The sequence below is a fragment of the Type-D symbiont of Plautia stali genome, assembly GCF_001485335.1.
GTDB lineage: Bacteria > Pseudomonadota > Gammaproteobacteria > Enterobacterales > Enterobacteriaceae > Pantoea > Pantoea vagans_C.
On sequence record NZ_BBOC01000045.1, the window covers coordinates 20,129 to 45,507 of the forward strand.

The window sequence follows — 25,379 nt, forward strand, 5'->3', positions numbered from 1 at the left end:
GCGTTAACTGGCTATACTTGATAGTCTTTGTCATTCCTTGATGACTTTTAAAAAGAGGATGTTATGCGTTTACTTCACACCATGTTACGTGTTGGCGATCTGCAACGCTCAATCGATTTCTACACCCGCGTGCTGGGCATGCGCGTGCTGCGCCAGAGCGAAAACACCGAATACAAATACACCCTGGCATTTGTTGGCTACACCGAAGAGAGCGAAGGCGCGGTGATTGAGCTGACGTACAACTGGGGCGTGGATAAATACGATCTGGGCAATGCCTATGGTCATATTGCACTGGGCGTAGATAACGTGGCGGAAACCTGCGAGCGCATTCGCAGCGTGGGCGGTAACGTCACCCGTGAAGCGGGCCCGGTCAAAGGTGGCACCACCATTATTGCGTTTGTGGAAGATCCCGATGGCTACAAAATCGAGCTGATCGAAAACAAACATGCCGGTCACGGCCTCGGGCACTAGTCCCGTTTGTCAGCCTGCTAATTTGCGGGCTGACCTCCCTCTCCTGCTGCACCCCGCTGTATTTTTTGCCATAATGCGCGCTGCCCCATTTCCAGCTATGAGATCCTGATGTCTGATTCGAACGCCTTAAACGCTCTCCATCAACGTTTCCGTGGTTTTTATCCTGTGGTAATTGATGTCGAAACCGCGGGTTTCAACGCACAAACCGATGCGCTGCTAGAGATTGCAGCCACCACGCTCAAGATGGATGAAGATGGCTGGTTACACCGTGATGAAACCCTGCATTTCCACGTGGAGCCGTTCGAAGGCGCGATTCTTAACCCGGCAGCACTGGCCTTTACCGGCATTGACCCGACCAACCCATTACGCGGTGCGGTGAGCGAATATGAAGCGCTGCATGCGATATTCAAAATGGTGCGTAAAGGCACCAAAGATCACGGCTGTAATCGCGCCATTATCGTGGCGCACAACGCCACTTTCGATCTCAACTTCGTGATGGCTGCTGCCGAGCGCGCCAGCCTGAAGCGCAATCCCTTCCATCCGTTTGCCACCTTTGATACGGCAGCATTGAGTGGTTTGGTGTTGGGTCAGACCGTTCTGGCTAAAGCCTGTAAGGCTGCGGGGATGGATTTCGACAGCACGCAGGCTCACTCCGCACTGTACGACACCGAGCAAACGGCAACGCTGTTTTGTGAACTGGTGAATCGTTGGAAACGTTTGGGCGGCTGGCCGCTGGCGTTTAACGATGAGCAGTCAGAAGACGACGCGTCGGCCTGATCAGCAGCCAAAGAAAAGGCCGACATTTGTCGGCCTTTTCACTTATTCCGCTTCTTTATACTTCTCAGCGGTTTCTTTCAGCAGCGGCTGGAGTTCGCCACGCTGGAACATCTCGACGATGATGTCGCAACCGCCGACCAGCTCACCATCCACCCACAGCTGCGGGAAGGTTGGCCAGTTAGCGATTTTTGGCAATTCGGCACGGATATCCGGGTTCTGCAGAATATCGACGTAGGCGAAGCGCTCACCACAGGCCGAGAGTGCCTGCACAGCTTGCGCAGAGAAACCGCAGCTAGGCAGTTTCGGGGAACCTTTCATGTACAGCAGGATTGGGTTTTCTGCGATCTGGCGCTGAATTTTTTCAACAGTACTCATTATTGCCTTCCTTAAAGCATCACTTCGTGTTTGTTTATTGTAGCGACTTCAGGCCTGCACTGAAAACGGGATTTTGCGTTCGCGACCTGCGAATCGCCATGTTTGTTAAGTTCCGCCAACTTCAATAACAATTTCATATCATTAAAAGACATGAATAAATTAATAATTAGCAATAGTTTCGCTGCGTTAACCAGCTGAAATTGCTCATTAAGACAACAGAACAAGCCGTGTAACAGATTAATAGAAAAAGGCCTTACCTTTTGGAAAAAAAGTGGATTAGAATCACTTCGGCGCTGATCGTTGATCAGATTTCTCTTACGTAGCCGCGGCCTGTTTTTTATCAGACTGCTTAACCTGTAACCGGACTATGCGTTTACTGATTACGCTTATCATACTGGCTTTCGCCCAACTGTTCGTTAATGTAGCCTCTGCTTCACCGCATGCGCCCGTTAACGCCAGTTTGCATAATGCTGAGAAAAAAAGCGCGCGCGAAGATGAGCGTCGCAAGCGACGTCCGGTGAAAACCACGGCTAAAAAGTCTCGCCTGTCGACTACGGTGCAAAAACTCAAGCTGAAGAAACAAAGCAAGACAGAAACCGCACTGCACAAAACCACCCGTAAGAAATCCCTGCTGAAATCCCCAGCAAAGAAATATGGTCATCAACGCTTAGCTAAAAAAACGCGAGAAGTCGATGATGAAGCGCTGGAACTGACCGGCATTCGCATGAGCAAATCACACCGCCAGCGTTATCAAAAGGCGCGTGAAACGGCGATGACCAAATTGATGGGCCAGTTGGGCAAACCTTATCAGTGGGGGGGCACCTCGCCGAATACCGGTTTCGACTGCAGTGGTCTGGTGTGGTACGCCTACAAAGATTTAGTCAAATACAAATTCCCGCGTACCGCGAATGAGATGTATCACTTACATGATGCAGCGCCGATTAAGCGCCAGATGCTCGAAAAAGGCGATTTAGTCTTCTTCCGTATTAACAATCGAGGCGCTGCCGACCACGTGGGTGTCTACCTTGGTAATGGTAAATTTATTCAGTCACCACGAACCGGTAAAGACATTCAGATTAGTGCGTTGGGTGAGGATTATTGGGAGAAACATTATGTTGGCGCACGCCGCATGATGACGCCGAAAACCATTCGTTAGTCGTTGCGCAACGTATAAAAGAAGCCGGATGCTTTCACAGCACCGGCTTTTTTTATACGCTTTTGTTTAATGCAGGATGGCCGTAAAGCTAAACGCAATAATCATTAACAGTGCGCCAACCGTGGTCATCAGGGCCAGCTTCAGATCTGTACTCATCACTACTCCTTAGTCACACTTTTATTAGGGTTAAAACAATTTTCGCATAGCGTCAGGCAAAAATCTCGTCTTATCCGCGCCAGCTTGCTAGAATCGCCGCCTTTCGTTGCGCAACCCATTTTGCGCATGCTGTATTTACAGCCTGCTGAAGCGATTTTTCCTGCCTGAACAGGCAGCATTGACCCAAATTTTCGGGTGCAAAACCCTTCGCAGACGCAAACGTTTAACAATATACTTATCAGTACTTTGCGATAAGCCGGGGAGGTCCATTTTCATGGCCACAATTAAAGATGTAGCAAAACGCGCGGGTGTCTCCACCACCACGGTTTCGCATGTCATCAACAAAACGCGTTTTGTCGCAGAAGAGACGCGTAACGCCGTTTGGGAAGCTATTAAAGAATTGCACTATTCCCCCAGCGCCGTTGCGCGCAGCTTGAAAGTCAATCACACCAAGACATTGGGATTGCTGGCGACTTCAAGTGAAGCCCCCTACTTTGCTGAGATCATTGAAGCGGTGGAGAATCACTGCTTCGAGCGCGGCTACACATTAATCCTTGGCAATGCGCACAACGACCTGCAAAAGCAGCGTGCCTATCTCTCGATGATGGCGCAGAAGCGCGTCGATGGTCTGTTGGTAATGTGCTCAGAATACCCAGATGACCTGCTGCAAATGCTGGAGGAGAATCGCAATATCCCGATGGTGGTGATGGACTGGGGTGCTTCGCGCGGTGACTTTACCGACACCGTGCAGGACAATGCTTTCCACGGCGGTTATTTGGCTGGGCGCTATTTGATCGAACGTGGTCACCGCGATATAGGCGCGATCCCAGGACAGCTTGAACGCAACACGGGCGGTGGACGCCACGCTGGCTTCTTACAGGCAATGAATGAAGCCGGGGTCACGGTGCGGCCAGAGTGGATTGTGCAGGGTGATTTTGAACCCGATTCAGGCTATCAGGCGATGCAACAAATCCTGAATCAGAAACAGCGTCCAACTGCCGTATTCTGTGGTGGCGATATCATGGCAATGGGCGCGATTTGCGCAGCAGATGAGATGGGCTTGCGCGTCCCGCAAGATATTTCCGTGATCGGTTACGATAACGTGCGCAACGCGCGCTTTTTCACGCCAGCACTCACCACCGTGCACCAACCGAAGGCTGAGTTGGGCGAGAAAGCCCTCGAAATGTTGCTGGATCGCATCACCAGCAAGCGTGAAGAGCCACAAACTATTGAGGTTCAACCGACCTTGATTGAGCGCCGCTCCGTTGCCGATGGTCCATTCCGCGACTATCGCCGCTAACCTCGCGTTTCGCTGAGCCATTCGTGGTTCAGCGTCTCTGCATCACCCAGATAAGCCAGAAGCCAATCCAACGCGGGTGATGCTCGCTGCTCTGACCAACTGACACAGCAAGGGCTGTCAGGAAACGGCTGCGGCAGTGGCAATTCCACCAGCGTGCCTTGATCCAACAGTGGCCGCGCTAAATGCCCTGGCACCATGCCGACACACAATCCCGCCTGCAAACAATCCATTCCGGTTTCCCACTCCGGCACCACCAAACGCCGCTGATTGTCCAGGGTCCAGGTCATACGTCTGGGTAATGCGCGAGACGTATCTTCCAGCACCAGCGATGGCCAGGCACGCAATATTTCATCATTTAATTCTGTATTGTTGACCAACGGATGATCGGGACTGACAACGCAACGCCAGTTTAAGGCCCCCATATCCTGAAAGGCGAAACGCCCGCCAACCGGAACCGCCTGCGTTGCGCCAATAGCGACATCAACACGCCCGTCGGCCAGCGCATCCCAGACACCGTTGAACACTTCGTAGCTGATAATCAGCTCCATATCCGGGAAATGACGGTAAAAATCTTTCACCAGTTGTCGGGTGCGCTGGGGTTTGACGATGCAGTCCACCGCGATGCTCAACTGTCCGCGCCAGCCGTTCGCCAACTGTTGGCACTGCCTGCGCGTTGCAAGCATTTTTTTGATAACAGATCGCCCTTCACGGACAAAGTGCTCACCAGCTGGTGTTAAGACGACTTCACGATGCTGACGTTCAAACAACGGAACCGCTAACCAGGTTTCCAGCTGCCTGACGGTATAGCTGACGGCAGAAGGCACACGATGCAACTCTTGCGCTGCCGCGCTGAAACTGCCGCTGCGCGCCACCGCATCTACTACTTCCAGTGCATACTCAGACCACATGGATTTGCCTTCAAAATTTTTAACAGCAGGTTGCAAATATTAGCGTTTCACAAACCGCAACGCACTCTTTTACACTCCCCGGCGTTCAATCTGCCAATGAGAATCACTATGTTGTCTTCAAAAGGATTTCTGCCCTACCTTGCCTTGCTGAGTATGCTCGGCTTTCTCGCCACGGATATGTATCTGCCCGCTTTTGGTGACATGCAACGCGATTTTGCCACGACTCCGGGTACGATCAGCGCTAGCCTTAGCCTGTTTCTCGGTGGGTTTGCCTGTGCGCAGGTGTTTTGGGGCCCCTTGTCGGATCGCTTTGGTCGTAAACCAATTCTGTTGGCAGGATTGACACTTTTCGCCTTGGGCTGCCTTGGCATGTTGTGGGTAAGAGATGTAAACCTGATGCTGGCATTGCGCTTCGTACAGGCTGTGGGCGTCTGTGCGGCGGCCGTGAGCTGGCAGGCACTGGTGGTGGATCGATACCCGAAAGCACAAGCCAACAAAGTGTTTGCCACCATCATGCCTCTGGTCGCGCTCTCGCCAGCTTTAGCCCCATTGCTGGGTGCCTGGCTAATGGGACACTTCCATTGGCGCAGTATTTTTATCGCGCTCACAGCGATCACCGTTTTGCTGCTCATTGGCACCCTGCAACTGACTGCCCGCAAAAAGGGTCAGGCTGCAAAGGTTGCGCAACCTGGCTGGCTCACGCTGCTGAAGACCCGCGTATACAGTGGCAACGTGCTGATTTACTCAGCCTGTTCTGCCAGTTTTTTCGCGTGGCTAACCGGTTCACCTTTTATTCTCGCCTCAGCAGGGTTAACACCCGCAGACATTGGCTTGAGCTATATCCCACAGACCATTGCTTTTCTGATTGGTGGCTTCGGCTGCCGCGCGCTGCTCAATCGTTATCAGGGTGCGCAGCTTCTTCCATGGCTGCTGGTGGTTTATAGCCTGAGCATCCTCAGTCTGTTTGTGGTCGCCATGCTGCCTGCTCCATCATTAGTGGCATTATTGTTGCCTTTCTGCGGCATGGCGCTGGCAAATGGCGCGATTTACCCGATAGTGGTTGCCAGTGCTTTGGCCCCCTTCCCTCAGGCCACAGGTAAAGCGGCGGGTTTACAGAACTTGTTTCAACTCGGCCTGTGCTTTATTGCCAGTCTGCTGGTATCCGCAGGATTGGCACAAGCGCTGCACAATACGACCCTCGTGATGGTGGCAACGGTCGTGCTGGCATGGGCTGGCTTTATCTGGCAGCGTTCGCCTTGCGCACAAAGTGATGTTGCTCACAACTCTCGTCCCTGCGAAGATAATCACTAACGAAATAACTTTCGTTAGCATACTAACGATAACTCGTTGAATATTGACCCACGTGAGCATATACTCGGTGGGTCAGCATTCCCGTAACAAATCAATAACATAATTGTATTAATTTTAAGCGACTCTGTCGCTGGGATGGCGTCTGCACGATCTTCCTCTCCTGATTTGTGCCAGACATTTCTATTCAGATTCATACCTCTGTAAAACGTCGGCTATGTGGCGCACGGATTTTCCGTGAGTTCTCTCACAGGCCTGGGGAAATTGACTATTATTTCCTCAGGTTCAAATCGGAAAGGTGATGGAGAAGCTATGAGTTCATCGTGTATAGAAGAAGTGAGCCTTGAAGAAAACCACTGGTTTCGTATCGTCAGCGAATTACTGGAACGCGCTGATGTTACCATCAATGGCACACGCCCCTGGGATATTCAGGTTAAGCACCCTGATTTTTTCAAACGCGTTTTGCAAGAAGGATCGTTGGGTTTAGGTGAGAGTTATATGGACGGCTGGTGGGATTGCGAACAGCTGGATGTATTTTTCCATCGCGTACTGAAACAACACCTGGACAAACAACTGCCTCACCATTTCAAGGATACGTTGCGCATTGCTGCCGCGCGATTGACCAATTTACAGTCGAAAAAACGCGCATGGATTGTTGGTAAAGAACATTACGATCTGGGCAATGACCTCTTTTCGCTGATGCTCGATCCTTTCATGCAATATTCCTGCGGTTACTGGAAAGATGCGGAGACGCTTGAACAGGCGCAACACGCCAAATTAGATATGATTTGCCGCAAATTGCAGCTCGAACCCGGTATGACACTACTGGATATCGGTTGCGGATGGGGTGGACTGGCGGAGTTTGCCGCGCGTCACTATGGCGTGAAAGTTCATGGCGTCACCATTTCCGCTGAGCAGCAGAAACTGGCACAGCAGCGCTGTGAAGGCCTGGATGTCACCATTCTGCTGCAAGACTACCGCGACTTGAACCTGCAATTTGATCGTATTGTTTCGGTTGGGATGTTTGAGCACGTGGGGCCGAAAAACTATGCCACTTATTTTGACGTCGCTGATCGCAACCTCAAACCAGACGGCATATTTTTACTGCATACCATTGGTGCCATCACCACCGATATGAACGTCGATCCGTGGATTGATAAATACATTTTCCCGAATGGCTGCCTGCCTTCTGTGCGTCAAATTGCTGATGCCAGCGAGAAACATTTTATTATGGAAGACTGGCACAACTTTGGCGCTGACTATGACACTACGTTAATGGCCTGGTATGAACGTTTCCAGGCGGCCTGGCCGCAGCTGTCAGAGAAGTACGGCGACCGTTTCAAACGCATGTTCAGTTACTATCTCAACGCCTGCGCGGGTGCTTTCCGTGCGCGTGATATTCAGCTGTGGCAGGTGGTATTCAGTCGCGGGAAGGATGGCGGATTACGTGTAGCACGTTAATTATGTGTGAAGCTAAAAACAAAGGCGCCGCGGGCGCCTTTTTTATCTCTTTTATTCCGCGTCGTCGAGGTGAGCTAACGCCGCAGCTTCACGTTGCGCCAACACGCGCTCAACAGTTTCGACAATCGCCTGCGTGTGCGGGTCGATCTCAATGTTGACCTTATGCCCCAATTTTTTGGCTCCCAACGTGGTGCGTTCCAACGTTTCCGGAATCAGGTGCACGCAGAATTTGCTTTTCGTCACATCCCCAACCGTAAGGCTGATGCCGTCGATGCCAACAAAGCCTTTATGCAGGATGTATTTTATTTGCGATGCATCCTGCAATTTAAACCACACTTCACGGTTGTTTTCTGACTGGATAATTTTGCAAATTTCAGCCGTGGTCATAATATGGCCGGACATTAAGTGACCGCCAATTTCATCGCTGAACTTCGCCGCACGTTCAATATTCACGATATCACCAACCTGTAATTCACCCAGGTTAGTAATGCGCAATGTCTCTTTGATCAAATCGAAACTGACGCGATCGCCCTCAATCGCCGTCACGGTCAGGCAGCAACCGTTATGCGCAACCGATGCGCCCAGTGCCAGACCGGGCAACAACTCTTCCGGCAAACGCACAATATGGGTACGAAACAGCTCTTTTTCTTCAACGGCGATAATTTCGGCCGTGCCCTGCACAATCCCAGTAAACATAATCTCAGCCTTGGTGAAGTTTGCCGTAGTTTATCACAGCTTAGCCTGCGGCGTTTAATTTGCCGGAGTTCAAACTTTACACAAATAACTTAACAAAATGCGATCAAAGTTTGGTGGAACAGAGTGCTCCCGTTACACTATGCCGCGCATTCTCTGGGGATTTCACCCCACTCTCTTGATAATTTAAGCAGGTGTTACGTGCAGAAGTATTTAACAGAAGCGCGTCAATTGCTGGCCCTCGCGATCCCGGTCATCCTTGCTCAGGTGGCTCAGACAGCGATGGGTTTTGTGGATACCATTATGGCCGGTGCGGTAAGCGCCACGGATATGGCCGCCGTTGCTGTCGGCACCTCTATCTGGCTTCCCGCCATTCTGTTTGGTCATGGTCTTCTACTGGCTTTGACGCCAACCGTTGCGCAACTCAACGGTTCAGGGCGACGTGAACGCATCGCAGAACAGGTACGCCAGGGGTATTGGTTAGCCCTGGCCGTGGCGTTGCTGATCATGATTGTGCTGTGGAACGCGGGTTATCTCATCCATGCGATGCATGATATCGATCCGCAACTGGCGGCTAAAGCAGAGGGGTATCTGCATGCCTTATTGTGGGGCGCCCCTGGCTATCTCTTCTTCCAGGTCGCTCGCAACCAATGTGAAGGTTTGTCGAAAACCAAACCGGCGATGTTACTCGGTTTTCTGGGCCTGATGGTGAACATTCCGCTGAACTATGTCTTCATTTATGGTCATTTTGGCATGCCGGCGCTCGGCGGTGTCGGTTGCGGCGTGGCAACAGCCTCGGTGTATTGGGTGATGTTCATTGTGATGCGCTTCTGGGTGAAACGCATGGCCAGCATGCGCGATATTCGCATGAACACACGTTGGTCCGCGCCTTCAAAAGCCGTGCTAACGCGTCTGTTCACGTTAGGTTTACCTGTGGCGTTGGCGCTGTTCTTCGAAGTGACCCTGTTCGCCGTTGTGGCGTTGCTGGTTTCACCGTTAGGCATTGTCAAAGTTGCAGGGCACCAGATAGCGCTGAACTTCAGTTCGCTGATGTTTGTTCTGCCACTATCACTCGGCGTGGCAACCACCATCCGTGTCGGCTACCGTTTGGGACAAGGCTCCGCAGAGCAAGCACGTGTGGCGGCCTGGACCGGACAAGGTGTCGGTATCAGCATGGCTGCAATCACGGCGATCTTCACCGTGACGTTCAGAGCAGATATTGCGGCGCTCTACACCGCGAATCCTGAAGTGATTACGCTCGCAGCCCAGCTAATGTTGCTGGCCGCTATATACCAGTTCTCCGACTCTATTCAGGTGATCGGTAGCGGGATCCTACGTGGTTATAAAGATACGCGGTCGATCTTCTTCATTACCTTTATTGCCTATTGGGTGTTGGGATTACCCGTTGGCTACATTCTGGCGTTGACGGACTGGGTCGTACCTAAACTGGGTCCGGCTGGATTCTGGTGTGGATTCATTGTTGGCCTGACTTCCGCCGCCATCATGATGATCTGGCGAATTCGACGTTTGCAGCGCCTGCCTGCACAGGTCATTTTGGCACGTGCAGCGCGCTAAGTGGCTGAAGGGGCCGTTATTTGGCCCCTTCTCGCTTAAAAAAACAGCGGGTCGCACAGATGCTGGTCAGTCGTCATGGAAATTCATTTTTTCCCTTGCCAGCATCGCGGCCTGCCGTTAATATTCGTCCCCGCTGTCGCCCTGACAGCATGTTGCGCTCTTAGCTCAGTTGGTTAGAGCACCACCTTGACATGGTGGGGGTCGATGGTTCGAGTCCATTAGAGCGCACCAAGTGCGTCCGTAGCTCAGTTGGTTAGAGCACCACCTTGACATGGTGGGGGTCGGTGGTTCGAGTCCACTCGGACGCACCAAATTTCTGCAATGCGCTCTTAGCTCAGTTGGTTAGAGCACCACCTTGACATGGTGGGGGTCGATGGTTCGAGTCCATTAGAGCGCACCACTTTTCGTATTCTCTCTCTTTGCGCAACACCCCTTTCCTTGATCTGAATCGTTTTCTCTCTTAGCTTTTATATTGGTTTTCGCATACTTAGCGACTATACTATGCCGCGTTGTCCACCTGAAAGGTTTCAGCGCTAACGTGCCTATGCAAACAACTCTAATGATTTGCGCAACACTGCTTAACCAGTTCCCTCGCGTACTGCATAACTTCTCTGCACGGCTGGCCTTCGTCACCTATTCTTACTTCTGTACGATCCGAACCAACACCATACTCATTTTCACTTCGCTGCCTTGCGCTGCGAATCCCGACCTTTATCATCCATCACAACTTACAGAAAACCTGACATGAAAAAGACCAAGATTGTTTGTACTATCGGTCCGAAAACCGAATCTGAAGAGATGCTGACTCAACTGCTGGAAGCAGGCATGAACGTCATGCGCCTGAACTTCTCTCACGGTGATTATGCCGAACATGGTCAGCGTATTACCAATATGCGCGCCGTCATGGAAAAAACCGGTCGTCAGGCCGCGATTCTGCTGGACACCAAAGGCCCTGAAATCCGTACCATGAAACTGGACGGTGGCAATGACGTTTCATTAAAGGCTGGCCAGACCTTCACCTTCACCACTGACCAGTCAGTGATTGGCAACAACGAACGTGTTGCTGTGACCTACTCTGGCTTCACTGAAGACTTGAAAATCGGCAATACCGTTCTGGTTGATGACGGCCTGATCGGGATGCAAGTGACTGAAGTCACTGAAAACACCGTAGTTTGCACCGTATTGAACAACGGCGATCTGGGTGAGAACAAAGGCGTTAACCTGCCAGGTGTCTCCATTCAGCTGCCCGCTCTGGCAGAAAAAGATAAGCGTGACCTGATTTTCGGTTGCGAACAGAACGTCGATTATGTTGCTGCTTCCTTTATCCGTAAGCGTTCAGATGTCCTGGAAATCCGTGAGCACCTGAAAGCACACGGTGGCGAACACATTCAGATCATCTCTAAGATCGAGAACCAGGAAGGTCTGAATAACTTCGACGAAATTCTGGAAGCTTCTGATGGCATCATGGTGGCTCGTGGCGATCTGGGGGTTGAAATCCCGGTTGAAGAAGTGATCTTCGCTCAGAAGATGATGATCAAGAAGTGTAATAAAGCACGTAAAGTGGTGATTACCGCTACGCAGATGCTGGACTCCATGATCAAAAACCCGCGCCCTACCCGTGCGGAAGCCGGTGATGTGGCCAACGCCATCCTGGATGGCACCGATGCTGTCATGCTGTCAGGCGAAAGTGCTAAAGGTAAGTATCCGCTCGAATCCGTCACTATCATGGCGACCATCTGTGAGCGTACCGATCGCGTGATGAAATCACGTATCGATGAGCTGCTGGAGTCTCGCAAACTGCGTATCACTGAAGCCGTCTGTCGCGGCGCTGTTGAAACTGCTGAGAAACTGGAAGCGCCAGTGATTGTTGTGGCAACTGAAGGCGGTAAATCAGCCAAGGCTGTGCGTAAATATTTCCCATACGCCACCATTCTGGCACTGACCACCAATCCTACCACCGCGCGCCAGTTGATTCTGAGCAAAGGTATTGAAACGCGTCTGGTCACTGAAATTGCCTCGACTGACGATTTCTACCGCATTGGTAAAGAACTGGCGTTGGACAGCAGCTACGCACAAAAAGGTGATGTCGTGGTGATGGTTTCTGGCGCACTGGTGCCAAGTGGCACCACCAACACCGCTTCTGTGCACGTACTCTGATTTTTGGTTGAAGTTTTATTTAAAAGCGCCTTTTTAAGGCGCTTTTTTAATCTTGCGCTAATACAAAAACCAGAATTTTCCAATCGAAAATAACTATTCAATATCCCGCACAATTAAGGTTAGTCCGATTAAATCTCTCTGTTTTAGCTAAATATTTTCATCATCTTCTGCGAAACGCTGTTTCTTTGAGCGAACGATCAAATTTAAGCATGTTCTCATCAAAAATTTATTCTCAACTCAAAAAGCTTTGTGTAATACTTGTAACGCTACATGGAGATTAACTCAATTCTAGAGGGTATTAATAATGAATCGTACTAAACTGGTACTGGGCGCGGTAATTCTGGGTTCAACTCTGCTGGCTGGTTGCTCAAGCAACGCTAAAATCGACCAGCTGTCTTCAGACGTTCAGACTCTGAACGCTAAAGTTGACCAGCTGAGCAACGACGTGAACGCAATCCGTTCTGACGTTCAGGCTGCTAAAGATGACGCAGCTCGCGCTAACCAGCGTCTGGACAACCAGGCTCACTCTTACCGTAAGTAAGAGTTCTGGTTTGAAAAATGGTGCCCATGTGGCACCATTTTTTTTGTCCTGATTTTGGCCCTGCGTTAAGGCGTTGTCTTCGCCTCTCCCAATGCCTCGGTGATAGTGGCTTGTTCCCCCTTCTGCTGCGTTTGCAGCACTGCAGGTAACGCCGTGTCCTGTGTGACTGGCTCGCCACTGCTCACCAACACCGGCATGCCAGAACGGCGTGCAATCGCCTCTTTCATCAATGCCGTGTCACTGTGCTGGCTATTGAGGAAAGCCTTCATCTTCGCCGTCAGCGCAATTGGCATGGTTTGCGGATCATCCTTCTCATTACGTGACAGTGGCTGATGCACTTCGACGTAACGCTTACCATCCGGCTCCACGGCCACCTTAATCGGCTCATTGATGATTTGTACGCGGGTTCCCTTCGGCACGCTGTTAAACAGCGCTTCGATATCATCCGGACGTAAACGAATGCAGCCAGAGCTGACACGCATGCCAATACCGAAGTCAGCGTTGGTGCCATGAATCAGATACTGCCCGGTTCCTCGCGCCAGACGCATGGCAAACAGTCCCATTGGGTTATCAGGCCCTGCAGGTACCACACCAGGTAGAGTAATGCCCTCTTTGGCGTAGCGTTTGCGGATATTGACGGTAGGAGTCCAGGTCGGGTTGGGGATCTTCTGGCTGATAGTAGTGACCATATTGGGTGTCGCTGCACCCAACTGACCGATACCGATCGGATAGACCACCACGCGATTTTCGCCTTTCGGATAGTAATACAATCTCAGTTCCGCAAGGTTAACAACGATACCTTCCCGTGGCGCATCCGGTAGCAGCATCTGCAGCGGCACCGTTAATTGGGTACCGGCCTTCGGCAACCAGGGATCAACGCCAGGGTTGGCCTCTAACATGCCGAGCATACCAATCTTATAATGCGCAGCAATGCTCTCTAAGGGCCGTTTGTCGTCCGGCACGGTGGTCAGGGTATTCTCGCCAATTAAACGGCTGTTATCGGCTGGCAGGGGATATTCCGTAGCAAATGCAGGTGCAGAAAGCCCGAAGCAGGACAACAGCAATGCACCGGCTAAACGTAACGCTGGTTTCATGCAATTTTCTCTTTGTCGGATGGAACAGACCCCGGTCATGCCGGGGTCTGGGGAGTGTAACTTAGCTGAGGCTTTGTGCGTTATGACGGATCGCGCGAATCATCGCTTCCAGTCCCTGCGAACGCGTAGGAGTGAGGTGTTGAGTCAGTGCTAATTCGCCAAACCAGTGACGAACATCGAGGTCGAGAATTTCCTGTGATTTCAGCCCTTGATATAGACTAAACACCACTGCAATCAAACCCTTAACAATAGCGGCATCACTGTCACCTTCAAAGGCGATGGTGCCATCTGCCTGGGGGGTCATGCGGATCCAAACCTGGCTCTGGCAACCTGAAATCACGTACTTAGGTTGCTGCAAGCTTTCAGAGGATTCTGGTAATTTCGCCCCAAGCTCAATGATGTAAAGGTACTTCTCTTCCCAGTTTGCGCAACGATTAAAATTGCGCACCAGTTTCTCTTTATCTGGCAAATTCGCCATGGATTACTCCTGAAATCTGCTCAACCGCCCAGCAGACGATGAATACGGGTCAAACCTGCCGCCAGGCGATCGGCCTCTTCTTCACTGTTGTACAGGGCGAAGGAGGCGCGACACATGGCTGGCACCGCAAAATGACGCATCAGCGGCATCGCACAGTGATGGCCGGTACGGATGGCAATACCGTATTGATCAAGGAAACTTCCTACGTCAAACGCGTGGTGTTTGCCGAGGTTAAAAGCAACGACACCGCTACGCTGCGCGGGACCGTAAATCACCAGATCAGGCACCGAGGCCAGTTTATCCAGTGCGTAACGCATCAGCGCGCTTTCACGCTCATTGATCGCTTCCAAACCCAGTTCGCTGATCCAGCTCAACGCGGCACCCAGTCCGATAATGCCACCAGTATTAGGTGTACCCGCTTCAAAACGCCATGGCGTGCTGTTCCAGGTGGTGCCAGTTGGCAGCATAACCTGATCGATCATTGAACCGCCGCCTTCCCACGGCGGCATGATTTCCTGCAGCGCTTTACGCGCATACAGTACACCGATACCGGTCGGACCATAGATTTTATGGCCGGAGAAGGCGTAGAAATCGCAGTCAATATCTTGCACATCCACCGCGTGGTGCATCACGGCTTGCGCGCCGTCCACCAGCGTCACCACGCCTGCGGCTTTCGCCTGCGCAACAATGGCTTTGACCGGGTTCACCGTGCCGAGCACGTTGGAAACGTGCGTCACCGCCAGCAAACGGGTGCGGCTATCAATCAGACCACCCAGTTGCTCCAGAGCCAATTCGCCTTGTGCATTCAGTGGCAACACGCGAATTTCAGCACCGGTGCGTTGCGCCACCATCTGCCAAGGCACGATGTTGGCGTGATGCTCCATCTCGGTGATGATGATGTTATCACCGGGCTGCAACTGACTGCCGCCCCAGCTGTTGGCGACCAGATTGATGCCTTCAGTGGTGCCTTTAACGAAGATGATCTCTTCCGGCGAGGCCGCATTAAGAAAGCGCGCAGCCTGGGTGCGCACGTTTTCCATGTCGGTAGTGGCTTGGGCACTCAGCGAGTGAATACCACGATGCACGGCGGCGTAGCCGTGCTGGTAGAAATAACTTTCCGCATTGATAACCGCGAGCGGGCGCTGAGCGCTGGCCGCGCTATCAAGGTAGGCCAGCGGATGTCCGTTGACCTCACGTTTCAGAATCGGAAATTCCGCTCTGATTCGTTCGAGATCGAAACTCATAACTCAACTCCGGGGAAACGCGCCGTAATGCGTTGCAGTACCACCTGACGCAGTGACTCTTCTTCCAGGATCTCGGTCAATTCGGCCGCGAACGCATGGATGATCATCTGCTGTGCCGCTTCTTCGGTGATACCGCGCGAACGCAGATAGAACATCTGCTCGTCATCGATACGACCAATAGTCGCGCCGTGGCTGCACTTCACGTCATCAGCATAGATTTCCAGCTGTGGCTTGGTGTCAACTTCCGCCAGGCGACCAAGCAACAGGTTATTGTTGGTCATCTGCCCGTCAGTTTTCAGCGCATGCTGTGCCACTTTAATGTGACCATTGAAGATGGAACGGCCTTTGTCACGCGAAATGGTTTTGTGCAGCTGACGACTCAGGCAGTGACCTTTGTTGTGCTCCAGATAGCTACGGGTATCCGCCACTTCTGAATTGATCGGCAAGATCAGGCTGTTCAGTGCCAGCTCAGTATTTTCACCATTGAGCTGCACGCTGGTGTTGTGACGTGACAAGCCCGCACCCAGCAGAAAACTGGTACTGCTGACCTGCGCATCACCACCAATCACAATGTCATTGTGCGCAAAGTGGTAGCTGCTGCTCTCTTCAAAGGCCAGCTTAATGTGCTTCAGCTTGGCATTGTCTGCGACAGCAAAAGTAAAACGCGCGCCGGTAAAGTGCGAGGCACCGTTCAGCGTGACGTAGTGCTCAATCACCTCAGCTTCAGCACTCTGCTCCAGCTCAAGGTGATGACGGTGATGCACCGTGTTTAGCGCATCGGCCTTGCCGCTGGTGATGTGCAGCAAGTAGAGCGGGCGAGCTGCTGATTTGCCGCGCGCCAGACGAATAGAGGTGACCTCTTCCGCCAGGCTTTCAGTCAGATGCAGAAACACTTCAGGCTGCACGGCGGCTGGCAACGGACAGCGCTCAGCAGCGCGGCTGTGCTGCACCTCAAACAGTTCGGTGTCGCGCGCGCTCAGCTCGGGCTGGAAACGGCCATCAACAAACACCAGACGAACAGCGTCCAGCGGCAGAGCCAATTCGGCCACCTGCTCGGCAGTCACCGCCTGTTCTTCGGGTAACACGAACTGATTGGCCAGCAGACCATCCAGCGCGGTGTATTTCCAGTTTTCGTGCTTGCGAGTTGGCAAGCCGAGACGCATCAGTTGCTGCCAGTGCTGCTGTGCCTGCAATGAGCGCGCTTCACCGCGCGATTCAAACAGGTGGTGCCACTGTTGCAGCGCATTATCACTCTTCGTCGGTAAGCCAGCCATAGCCTTGCTCCTCCAACTGCTTAACCAGCGTGAAGTCGCCAGATTTCACGATCTTGCCCTGATACAGCACGTGTACGTGGTCAGGCTTGATGTAATCCAGGATGCGCTGATAGTGAGTTACGATAATGAATGAACGCTTACCGTCACGCAGGCTGTTAACACCTTCAGCGACAATTTTCAGTGCATCGATGTCCAGACCGGAGTCGGTTTCATCCAGAATGCACAGTTCAGGTTCCAGCGCTGCCATCTGCAAGATGTCATTACGCTTCTTTTCACCACCGGAGAAGCCGACGTTTACTGAACGAGTCAGCAAATCTTCTGGCATCTTCAGCAATTTGATTTTGTCTTCGATGAAGTCCTGGAAGTCGAAACGATCCAGTTCTTCTTGCTCACGGTATTTGCGCACCGCATTGACAGAAGTCTGCAAGAAGAATTGGTTACTGACACCCGGGATCTCTACCGGGTACTGGAACGCCATGAAGATACCTTCACCCGCGCGCTCTTCCGGCTCCAGCTCCAGCAAATCTTTGCCTTTGAAACTGACAGAACCGCCGGTAACTTCGTAATCTTCACGACCAGCCAGTGTTGCCGACAGGGTACTTTTACCCGAACCGTTAGGTCCCATAATGGCGTGCACTTCCCCCGGTTTTACTTCAAGGTTCAGTCCGCGCAGAATTTCTTTGTCTTCAACACTAACCTGTAAATCTTTAATGCTTAACATACTCTTTCCTTCACATTGCTTCCGGCAACGCGTGTGGCATCAGCCCACACTGTGCTCAAGGCTGATAGCCAACAGTTTTTGCGCTTCCACAGCAAATTCCAGTGGCAGCTCGGAGAAAACGTCTTTACAGAAGCCGTTAACGATCATGGAGATCGCATCTTCTTCGCTAATGCCACGCTGCAGACAGTAGAACATCTGATCTTCACCAATACGTGACGTGGTGGCTTCATGTTCTAGCTGTGCGGTGTTGTTGCGCGTTTCCACATACGGGAAGGTGTGCGCACCGCAGTCCGGGCCAATCAGCATGGAGTCACACTGGGTGAAGTTACGCGCGTTAGTCGCGGTTGGCATGATTTTCACCAGGCCACGATAGGTGTTTTCGCTCTTACCGGCGGAGATCCCTTTCGAGATGATGGTCGACTTGGTGTTTTTACCAATGTGGATCATCTTGGTGCCGGTATCCGCCTGCTGGCGACCGCTGGTCAGGGCCACAGAGTAGAACTCGCCCACAGAATAATCACCGCGCAGGATGCAGCTCGGGTATTTCCAGGTGATGGCAGAGCCGGTCTCTGACTGGGTCCAGGACATTTTGCTGTGGTCGCCTTCGCACAGGGCGCGCTTGGTCACGAAGTTGAGGATACCGCCCTCGCCTTCACCACCAGGGAACCAGTTCTGTACGGTGGAGTACTTCACTTCCGCATTTTTGTGAATGATGACTTCAACCACTGCGGCGTGCAGCTGGTAGGTATCACGCACCGGCGCGGAACAACCTTCGATGTAGCTCACATAGCTGTCTTCATCGGCAATCAGAATCGTACGTTCAAACTGACCGGTTTTGGCGGCGTTGATACGGAAGTAGGTTGACAACTCCATAGGGCAACGGACGCCTTTAGGGATGTAAACGAAGGTTCCGTCAGAAGCCACCGCTGAGTTCAGCGCCGCGAAGAAGTTATCGTTAGGCGGAACCACTGTGCCGAGGTATTTCTGCACCAGCTCTGGATGATCATGAATGGCTTCACCGAAAGAGCAGAAAATAATGCCTTGCTCAGCCAGTTTGTCACGATAGGTAGTGGAAACGGATACGGAGTCGAAAATGGCGTCAACCGCCACTTCACGCCCTTCACGTACCGGAACGCCCAACTGGTTGAACGCGTCTTCCACTTCTTTGGTCAGGTAGTCGCTTGACGCTACGCTGCCAGAAGTCTGGGTCGCACCCGGTTCAGAGGCACAGCTGTCATCACAATTGCCGCAAGACGGCGCAGAGTAATAGCTGTAATCCTGATAATCGAGTTTGGTGTAGTTCGCTTTCAGCCAGTGCGGCTCTTCCATCTCTAACCAGGCGCGGAACGCCTTGAGACGGAATTCCAGCATCCACTCAGGTTCGTTACGTTTGGCCGAAATAGCGCGCACAACATCTTCGTTAATGCCGTGAGCCATTTCGTCGGTTTGCAACTGGGTAAAGAAGCCTTCTTTGTAGTTCAGGCTACCTTCCCACATTTGTACATCGTCAGATGCTTCGCTGTGTCGTGACATATTTCACTTACTCGACGCCAAAGCTCTCACCGCACCCGCAGGCGTGCTGAGCTTTAGGGTTGTTGAATTTAAAAATCTGATTCAGGCCTTCACGGACATAATCCAGCTCGGTACCGTCAACAAACGGCATCGCCTGAAGTGGCACAAATAATTTTGCGCCGAATTGCTCAAACGTCAGGTCGTCATCGGCAGGCTCTTTCACCAGATCCATAACGTACCCAAAACCGGCACAGCCGGACTGCTTCACACCCAGTTTCAGGCCTTTAATTTCAGGATCCTGATCAACCAGGCTAAGAATCTGTTTCGCTGCCGTTTCGGTCAGCGTAAGTCCTTTCCAGACGAAATCTTCGGGTGAAAAAGAAGCTGCATTTACTGATGACATGGTGCTACCTCGTAAGTCTGGGCCTTTTCAGGCTATCCCCCTATGGTAGTGATATCAGATATCACTTCAACCGCTTGTTTTGCAGGGATAATCATCTCGTGCTGTTTTTTACTGCTGCTTTATTAAGCATAGTCCCTTCACACCAGCTTGTGAGCGGCATTCCCGTGCGCGCCTTTACTGCGTAACCCGTTAAAATATCGAAAAATTTAAAAATTCAACTTTACGGTAATGTCACAATTGATAGGTTACGCCTTTCTTCAATGTAAAGAGATTGTTATTGCCGATTTTACTAACAGGCAAAGGAAATCAATAAAATTTCATTGCGGGAATTGCATTCCTGACGCGGTTGAATATGATAATGATTATCATTAACCCATTTAGAGCAGCGACATGACGCTTACCGTCTCGGCCTGGTTACAACACAAAATCGATGAATATAAGTTTTCGGTGCGTGATATCACCGTAGACTTCTATATGGCTCAGGCTAAGCTCAACCGCACCGATTGTACTATCGACCAACTGCGCCGCTTTAACGATACCTGCCTCGACATGGCCGAAATCTGCGAACTGAACGGCGACGATCAAAGCTATTTGCATGCCATGGGCAAGCTCCATCACCGCTTGGTGCAGGAGATGGGCAATGCCGATCGCGACCGTTTGTTCCGTATTCAGGCTTATCAACTGGCGCGCCTGTCGTTGACTCGCTTGTGTCATCAACTGGCGCTCAGCGGCCAGTGGGACCAAGCCACCAGCCTGCAAAGTGATTTCGTCCGTCACGCAGGCTGGATATTCTAATCCAGCTTTGTGACGTCTACTACAATTTGTTTACATCATTTCCAGCAGCGCTTGCAGTGGATGCCTCATCCCATTGCCTTCTGCACGTTTGACCTGACTACGGCACGAGAAGCCGGTTGCCAGACAACGCTGACGCGGTAGCTTCTGCAACTGTGGATGCCATGAAAGCGCGTAAATCCCCAGTGAATTCTCCAGGTTTTTACTTTCGTGGCCGTAGGTACCGGCCATGCCGCAGCAGCCGACATTGACGTTTTCCAGCTTAGCCCCGAAGCGCGCAAAAATATCCTGCCATTGGTTGGGAGTGGAGGGCAGCGCGGTTACTTCAGTACAGTGTGCGAACAGGTACCATGCTTCCCCACTGGCCATTTGCACGGTGCGCGAGTCTGTCGCTTGCTGTAACCATTCGTGAACCAGTTGCACCTGGAACTCACCCCGCTTCTCGCCCAGGACTTCTTTATATTCGTCGCGATAGCACAACACGGTGGCCGGATCGACGCCGACCATGGGCATACCCAGTTTTGCCACGCGGTTCAGAAGTTCTGCAGTTTTAGTGGCGGTACGTGCAAAACGCTGCAGGAAGCCCTTCACGTGTTGCGCTTTGCCATTAGGTGAAAACGGCAGCAGCACTGGGCGATAGCCCAGCTTTTCAATCAGCTTCACGAAATCAGTCACTAACTGGGCTTCGTAATAGCTGGTGAAAGGATCCTGCACCACCAGCACGCAGTCTTCACGCTGAGCCACATCCATCGCTTCGAGCTGCTCCAGCGTCAGGCTCATCGCCGGATGACCACTGAGCTGCTGTTTCAGGCTCGGAGATGAGAGCAGCGGCAGATCCACCATGCCGATATGGGTTTGACTCAACTCGCGAACCCATGGCTGCTTGAGAAAGAAGTTGAACACTTTCGGCGCTTTTGCCATTAACGGCGCATAACTCTCCACCGTTGCCACCAAATGATCGCTCACCGGGCGCAGATAGCGGGTGTGATACAGCTGCAGGAAGCGCGAGCGGAAACTCGGCACATCTATCTTTATCGGACACTGGGTCGAACAGGCTTTGCAGGCGAGGCAACCGGACATGGCCTCTTTGACTTCATGCGAGAAATCATATTCGCCCTGTTTCGCGTGCCAGGAGTTACGGGTACGTTGAATCAAGGTACGCAGACTGGCGCCCTGCTTCGGCAGTGCCTGCTCCAGCTGAGAGGGATCAACGCCCTGCTCTGACAACAAACGTAGCCACTCACGCGTTAACGTGGCACGGCCTTTGGGCGAATGGATACGGTTGCGGGTAATTTTCATGGATGGGCACATCGGGCTGCGCGCATCAAAGTTAAAGCATAAACCGTTGCCGTTGCACTCCATGGCTCCCCGCCAGTCGTTACGCACAGTGACCGGGATCTGGCGATCATAGGTGCCACGTTTGACGGCATCCACCTGCATCATCGGCTCACTGCAGCCAAAAGGTGTGCAGATTTTGCCAGGATTCATGCGATTATCCGGGTCAAAAGCGGCTTTGATGCGTCGCAGTTCGTTGAACAGGGTTTCACCGAAGAAGGCTGGACTGTACTGGGCGCGGAAACCTTTGCCGTGCTCGCCCCACAGTAATCCGCCGTAGCGAGCCGTTAGCGCCACCACTTCATCGGAGATTTGTTTCATTAATAGCTCTTGCTGCGGGTCGCACATATCCAGCGCCGGGCGCACGTGCAGCACCCCCGCATCAACGTGACCAAACATGCCATAGCTCAAACCATGGCTGTCGAGTAAGGCACGGAAATCGACAATGTAATCGGCTAACTGCTCTGGTGGGACAGCGGTATCCTCGACAAACGGAATCGGCTTGGCACGCCCTTTCGCGTTACCCAACAGGCCTACGGCTTTTTTGCGCATATTGTAGATGCGCTCAATGCCGCCCAAATCGTTACACAGCTGATAGCCAATCACGCCGCCTTGCTGTTGCTGCATCAGCTCATCCAGCCGTGCACACAAACTATTGACCTGGTGTTCAATCAGTTCACCATCGTCACCGGCAAATTCAACGATGTTCAGGCCGAGCATCTCTTTGTCAGGCACATCAGTAATCAGCTCTTTCACTGAATGCCACACGATATCTTCGCGCGCCAGGTTCAGCACTTTTGAATCCACGGTTTCGACAGACAGTGCTTTGGCTTCGACCATAAAGGGCGCATTACGCAGCGCGGAGTCAAACGAGTCATATTTGATATTGACGAGACGCCGTACTTTCGGAATGGGTGTGATATCGAGGCGCGCTTCGGTAATAAATGCCAGCGTCCCCTCGGCACCACACAACAAGCGCGTCAGGTCAAAGGTTTGCAAATCATCACTGAACACGTGACGCAGGTCGTAGCCCGTCAGGAAGCGGTTCAGTTTGGGGAATTTTTCCAGAATCAGATCGCGCTGATCGCGGCAACGATTGAGCACTTCATGATAGATGCGCCCTTCCGCAGTCGGGGTGGCGGCCAATTGCTCTGCCAGCGTGGTCGGCATCGCGCGGGTATCAAGAATATCGCCGCCGATTAATACGGCGCGCAAACCTTCAACGTGATCGGAGGTTTTACCGTACACCAGCGAGCCTTGACCAGAAGCATCGGTGTTAATCATGCCCCCTAAGGTCGCGCGGTTACTTGTGGAGAGTTCAGGCGAGAAGAAAAAGCCATAAGGCTTCAGCCAGGCATTCAGTTGATCTTTCACCACGCCCGCTTCAACGCGCACCCAACCCTGTTCAGGATTAATTTCCAGGATGCGATTCATGTAGCGCGACATGTCGACCACGATACCCTGATTCAGTGATTGACCATTCGTGCCGGTGCCACCCCCGCGTGGGGCGAAGGTCAGGCTGTTGAACCGCTCCTCGCCAGCCAAACGCGCAATCAACGCGACATCGGCGGTCGAGCGTGGGAACAGCGCTGCATCAGGTAACAGCTGATAAATGCTGTTATCGGTAGAAAGTGATAGCCGATCGGCATAGCTCGTGGCGGTATCACCGGTAAATCCTTGCTCTTTTAATGACTGCAGGAATGTCAGCACCCGTTGAACGAGGCCGGGTGCCTGGGAAATCTGTGGGATCATTATTGCGCGACCGAGATGTTGTAAACGTTTGCGTGGTTATTTTTTTCAACCATTGGTTTTATCATATTTTTTATCGCCTGCTGTTTTTTCAGGAAAGACCTCCGCGACACCTGCTTTTTTCTGTTTAATTTTCAGGAAATAGCTCATCATTGATTAGGGCCCGTGCGGCCCACCATGAAGGATTAATTGAGGTCAAAACGTTGTGATGAAAAGCCTGCAACGCGGTATGGATCTACCGCAACTGCTGTTCTCGTTGATGTTCATACTGATCATGATCATCGCCTGCCTGTGGGTGGTACAACCCTTCATTCTGGGCTTTGCCTGGGCCAGCATGGTGGTGATTGCCACCTGGCCATTAATGATACGTTTGCAGCATCTGCTGTGGGGACGACGATCGCTGGCGGTGATCGCCATGACCATTCTGTTACTGCTGCTGTTTATTATTCCGATTGCCCTGCTGGTGAGTAGCCTGATCGACAACAGCGCGCCGGTGATTGCCTGGGCCACGCAACGCCATCTGGTTTTCCCGGACTTTGTCTGGCTGCGTGAAATTCCTTATGTCGGTAACAAAACCTACTCCAGCTACCACAAAATGGTCGATGGCGGCGGTACGGCGATTTTAAATCAGCTGCAACCATACATTGGTCGCACCACGGGCTTCTTTGTCGCACAGGCTGGCCACTTTGGCCGCTTTATGATCCACCTCGCTGTGATGCTGCTGTTTAGCGTGCTGCTTTACTGGCGCGGTGAACAAGTCGGTCACGGCATTCGCCACTTTGCTTATCGCATGGGCGGACGTCGCGGCGATGCGGCAGTGCTGTTGGCCGGACAAGCGATCCGCGCCGTGGCATTGGGCGTGGTGGTGACAGCGCTGGTACAGGGTGTGCTGGGCGGCATTGGCCTGGCGATTTCCGGCATCCCTTACGCCACCCTGCTCACCGTGCTGATGATTCTGACGTGCCTGGTGCAACTTGGCCCGTTGGTGGTGCTGGTGCCGGCCATCATTTGGCTCTACTGGAGTGGCGATACCACCTGGGGCACCATCTTACTGGTGTGGAGTTGCGTGGTCGGCACGCTTGATAGCGTGCTGCGTCCGATGCTGATTCGTATGGGCGCAGATTTGCCGATGATTCTGATACTTTCTGGGGTTATCGGAGGATTGATCGCCTTCGGCATGATTGGGCTGTTTATTGGACCGGTGGTGCTGGCGGTGTCTTATCGTCTGGTTTCGGTGTGGATGCATGAAGCCCCCGCACCTGATGATGACCCGCAAACGGCAATTGAAGCGCTGGCCGAGCACGAAGAAGATCAACCGTAACGACTGACACCCTCCAAAACGGTGCGTTAACGCGCACCGTCTCTCTCTTCTCTCATTTGCCTTATGCGATGGCAATTAATGCCTGTTAATCGCCATCACTTAATTGCTCCCGTTACGCATTATTTTTCATAAGCGATTTTTAAGAAAAAACGCAGATTTGGCCGATTTAGGAGTGTTTCGCTAACGGAATGATTATTTTTCGCACTGAATCATCAGGTCAAACCGGTGAAAAAGGCCACGAAAGATTATCAGCTTTAAACTAATAAGAGGATTCTTAAAGACGCCAGCAGACGGTGTGAATAACATGAATCCTAAGTTTGAGATCAAACCACTGATTTTTAAACAACCTTTTTCCCCTGAGTAAAGTAAAGAATTGCTGTGTGTAGTCTTTGCCCATCCCCTGTGATGGGCTTTTTTTTTGCTTTTTTTATGCATAAACAAAAGGCCAGCAGAGCTGGCCTTGATGATCTCAGCAAGGACACTTCAGAATCTTACTGAAAGCGTCCTAATTAATAGCTGACTAAGATTTTGCAGCATCCAGCTCAGCCAGATTCAACCAGGTTTGCACCACGGTATCT

23 protein-coding genes, 3 tRNA genes and 1 other RNA gene are annotated in these 25,379 nt (G+C 52.0%); 15 read left to right on the forward strand and 12 right to left on the reverse strand.

Going from position 1 to position 25,379, the window contains the following annotated elements; all coding sequences use genetic code 11:
* Positions 1 to 63: 63 nt before the first annotated feature.
* Both gloA and rnt read left to right on the forward strand, forming a co-directional pair.
* Positions 64 to 471: a lactoylglutathione lyase gene (gloA, locus tag PSSD_RS15120; protein ID WP_034821634.1), complete on the forward strand. Its 408-nt coding sequence runs from the start codon at positions 64 to 66 to the stop codon at positions 469 to 471.
* A 108-nt stretch (positions 472 to 579) separates the two neighbouring features.
* A complete protein-coding gene (gene rnt, locus PSSD_RS15125; protein ID WP_058972786.1) occupies positions 580 to 1,248 on the forward strand; it encodes a ribonuclease T in 669 nt (222 codons plus the stop codon).
* 42 nt (positions 1,249 to 1,290) lie between these two features.
* On the opposite strand, the gene PSSD_RS15130 is transcribed toward rnt, so the two are convergent.
* Complete coding sequence (locus tag PSSD_RS15130; protein WP_197063369.1) at positions 1,291 to 1,626, reverse strand: Grx4 family monothiol glutaredoxin; 336 nt, start codon at positions 1,624 to 1,626, stop codon at positions 1,291 to 1,293.
* 364 nt (positions 1,627 to 1,990) lie between these two features.
* On the opposite strand from PSSD_RS15130, the gene PSSD_RS15135 reads away from it, so the two are divergent.
* Positions 1,991 to 2,779 carry a C40 family peptidase gene (locus PSSD_RS15135; protein ID WP_058972787.1) on the forward strand — a complete coding sequence of 263 codons (789 nt, stop codon included), beginning with the start codon at positions 1,991 to 1,993 and terminating at the stop codon, positions 2,777 to 2,779.
* A 66-nt stretch (positions 2,780 to 2,845) separates the two neighbouring features.
* Here PSSD_RS15135 and cydH read toward each other — a convergent pair whose 3' ends face one another.
* A complete protein-coding gene (gene cydH / locus PSSD_RS27480; protein WP_097119278.1) occupies positions 2,846 to 2,935 on the reverse strand; it encodes a cytochrome bd-I oxidase subunit CydH in 90 nt (29 codons plus the stop codon).
* A gap of 274 nt (positions 2,936 to 3,209) precedes the next feature.
* On the opposite strand from cydH, the gene purR reads away from it, so the two are divergent.
* On the forward strand, positions 3,210 to 4,235 hold the full coding sequence (gene purR / locus PSSD_RS15140) for an HTH-type transcriptional repressor PurR (protein WP_039335801.1): 1,026 nt from the start codon (positions 3,210 to 3,212) through the stop codon (positions 4,233 to 4,235).
* Here the strand turns inward: purR and punR are convergent.
* Positions 4,232 to 5,143: a DNA-binding transcriptional activator PunR gene (gene punR / locus PSSD_RS15145; RefSeq protein ID WP_039335799.1), complete on the reverse strand. Its 912-nt coding sequence runs from the start codon at positions 5,141 to 5,143 to the stop codon at positions 4,232 to 4,234. The genes purR and punR overlap by 4 nt on opposite strands.
* Positions 5,144 to 5,251: 108 nt before the next feature.
* On the opposite strand from punR, the gene punC reads away from it, so the two are divergent.
* Complete coding sequence (punC, locus tag PSSD_RS15150; RefSeq protein WP_058972788.1) at positions 5,252 to 6,454, forward strand: purine nucleoside transporter PunC; 1,203 nt, start codon at positions 5,252 to 5,254, stop codon at positions 6,452 to 6,454.
* Positions 6,455 to 6,763: 309 nt separating this feature from the next.
* Positions 6,764 to 7,912: a cyclopropane fatty acyl phospholipid synthase gene (cfa, locus tag PSSD_RS15155; RefSeq protein WP_058972789.1), complete on the forward strand. Its 1,149-nt coding sequence runs from the start codon at positions 6,764 to 6,766 to the stop codon at positions 7,910 to 7,912.
* 51 nt (positions 7,913 to 7,963) lie between these two features.
* On the opposite strand, the gene PSSD_RS15160 is transcribed toward cfa, so the two are convergent.
* Positions 7,964 to 8,608, reverse strand: a complete 645-nt coding sequence (locus tag PSSD_RS15160) for a riboflavin synthase (RefSeq protein WP_058972790.1) — start codon at positions 8,606 to 8,608, stop codon at positions 7,964 to 7,966.
* A 198-nt stretch (positions 8,609 to 8,806) separates the two neighbouring features.
* Between PSSD_RS15160 and PSSD_RS15165 the strand changes: the two genes are divergently transcribed.
* The 6 genes from PSSD_RS15165 (at position 8,807) to PSSD_RS15190 (ending at position 12,878) form a co-directional block, all read left to right on the forward strand.
* Positions 8,807 to 10,180: an MATE family efflux transporter gene (locus PSSD_RS15165; RefSeq protein WP_058972791.1), complete on the forward strand. Its 1,374-nt coding sequence runs from the start codon at positions 8,807 to 8,809 to the stop codon at positions 10,178 to 10,180.
* A 154-nt stretch (positions 10,181 to 10,334) separates the two neighbouring features.
* Positions 10,335 to 10,411, forward strand: a tRNA-Val gene (locus tag PSSD_RS15170).
* A 3-nt stretch (positions 10,412 to 10,414) separates the two neighbouring features.
* Positions 10,415 to 10,491: transfer RNA gene (locus tag PSSD_RS15175), tRNA-Val, on the forward strand.
* Positions 10,492 to 10,503: 12 nt separating this feature from the next.
* Positions 10,504 to 10,580 (forward strand) — tRNA-Val (locus PSSD_RS15180).
* 344 nt (positions 10,581 to 10,924) lie between these two features.
* Entirely contained in the window at positions 10,925 to 12,337 is a 1,413-nt protein-coding gene (gene pykF / locus PSSD_RS15185; RefSeq protein WP_058972792.1) for a pyruvate kinase PykF, read from the forward strand.
* A 304-nt stretch (positions 12,338 to 12,641) separates the two neighbouring features.
* The gene (locus PSSD_RS15190; RefSeq protein ID WP_007374746.1) at positions 12,642 to 12,878 is read left to right on the forward strand and encodes a major outer membrane lipoprotein; all 237 of its coding nucleotides are present in this window, start codon (positions 12,642 to 12,644) and stop codon (positions 12,876 to 12,878) included.
* A gap of 65 nt (positions 12,879 to 12,943) precedes the next feature.
* On the opposite strand, the gene PSSD_RS15195 is transcribed toward PSSD_RS15190, so the two are convergent.
* The 7 genes from PSSD_RS15195 to sufA all read right to left on the reverse strand — a co-directional run bounded on the left by PSSD_RS15195 (position 12,944) and on the right by sufA (position 19,604).
* On the reverse strand, positions 12,944 to 13,972 hold the full coding sequence (locus PSSD_RS15195) for a L,D-transpeptidase family protein (RefSeq protein WP_039335786.1): 1,029 nt from the start codon (positions 13,970 to 13,972) through the stop codon (positions 12,944 to 12,946).
* A gap of 61 nt (positions 13,973 to 14,033) precedes the next feature.
* Positions 14,034 to 14,450: a cysteine desulfuration protein SufE gene (sufE, locus tag PSSD_RS15200; RefSeq protein WP_039335784.1), complete on the reverse strand. Its 417-nt coding sequence runs from the start codon at positions 14,448 to 14,450 to the stop codon at positions 14,034 to 14,036.
* 20 nt (positions 14,451 to 14,470) lie between these two features.
* A complete protein-coding gene (gene sufS, locus PSSD_RS15205; protein WP_039335780.1) occupies positions 14,471 to 15,694 on the reverse strand; it encodes a cysteine desulfurase SufS in 1,224 nt (407 codons plus the stop codon).
* Positions 15,691 to 16,968, reverse strand: coding sequence for a Fe-S cluster assembly protein SufD (gene sufD, locus PSSD_RS15210; RefSeq protein WP_058972793.1), 1,278 nt, complete (start codon positions 16,966 to 16,968; stop codon positions 15,691 to 15,693). The genes sufS and sufD overlap by 4 nt, the downstream gene beginning before the upstream one ends.
* Positions 16,943 to 17,689, reverse strand: coding sequence for a Fe-S cluster assembly ATPase SufC (sufC, locus tag PSSD_RS15215; protein ID WP_039335776.1), 747 nt, complete (start codon positions 17,687 to 17,689; stop codon positions 16,943 to 16,945). Before sufC ends, sufD begins: the two co-directional genes overlap by 26 nt.
* Before the next feature lie 39 nt (positions 17,690 to 17,728).
* Positions 17,729 to 19,222, reverse strand: coding sequence for a Fe-S cluster assembly protein SufB (gene sufB, locus PSSD_RS15220; RefSeq protein ID WP_039335774.1), 1,494 nt, complete (start codon positions 19,220 to 19,222; stop codon positions 17,729 to 17,731).
* A gap of 7 nt (positions 19,223 to 19,229) precedes the next feature.
* Positions 19,230 to 19,604 carry a Fe-S cluster assembly scaffold SufA gene (gene sufA, locus PSSD_RS15225; RefSeq protein WP_039335772.1) on the reverse strand — a complete coding sequence of 125 codons (375 nt, stop codon included), beginning with the start codon at positions 19,602 to 19,604 and terminating at the stop codon, positions 19,230 to 19,232.
* A 390-nt stretch (positions 19,605 to 19,994) separates the two neighbouring features.
* Between sufA and PSSD_RS15230 the strand changes: the two genes are divergently transcribed.
* Positions 19,995 to 20,399 carry a hypothetical protein gene (locus PSSD_RS15230; protein ID WP_039335769.1) on the forward strand — a complete coding sequence of 135 codons (405 nt, stop codon included), beginning with the start codon at positions 19,995 to 19,997 and terminating at the stop codon, positions 20,397 to 20,399.
* Between the two features lie 30 nt (positions 20,400 to 20,429).
* Here PSSD_RS15230 and ydiJ read toward each other — a convergent pair whose 3' ends face one another.
* The gene (gene ydiJ / locus PSSD_RS15235; protein ID WP_058972794.1) at positions 20,430 to 23,483 is read right to left on the reverse strand and encodes a D-2-hydroxyglutarate dehydrogenase YdiJ; all 3,054 of its coding nucleotides are present in this window, start codon (positions 23,481 to 23,483) and stop codon (positions 20,430 to 20,432) included.
* A 205-nt stretch (positions 23,484 to 23,688) separates the two neighbouring features.
* Here ydiJ and ydiK point away from each other — a divergent pair, with 205 nt between their 5' ends.
* Entirely contained in the window at positions 23,689 to 24,801 is a 1,113-nt protein-coding gene (ydiK, locus tag PSSD_RS15240; protein ID WP_039335765.1) for an AI-2E family transporter YdiK, read from the forward strand.
* Positions 24,802 to 25,113: 312 nt separating this feature from the next.
* An RNA gene (rprA, locus tag PSSD_RS26225) (antisense sRNA RprA) lies at positions 25,114 to 25,222 on the forward strand.
* Positions 25,223 to 25,379 lie beyond the last annotated feature (157 nt).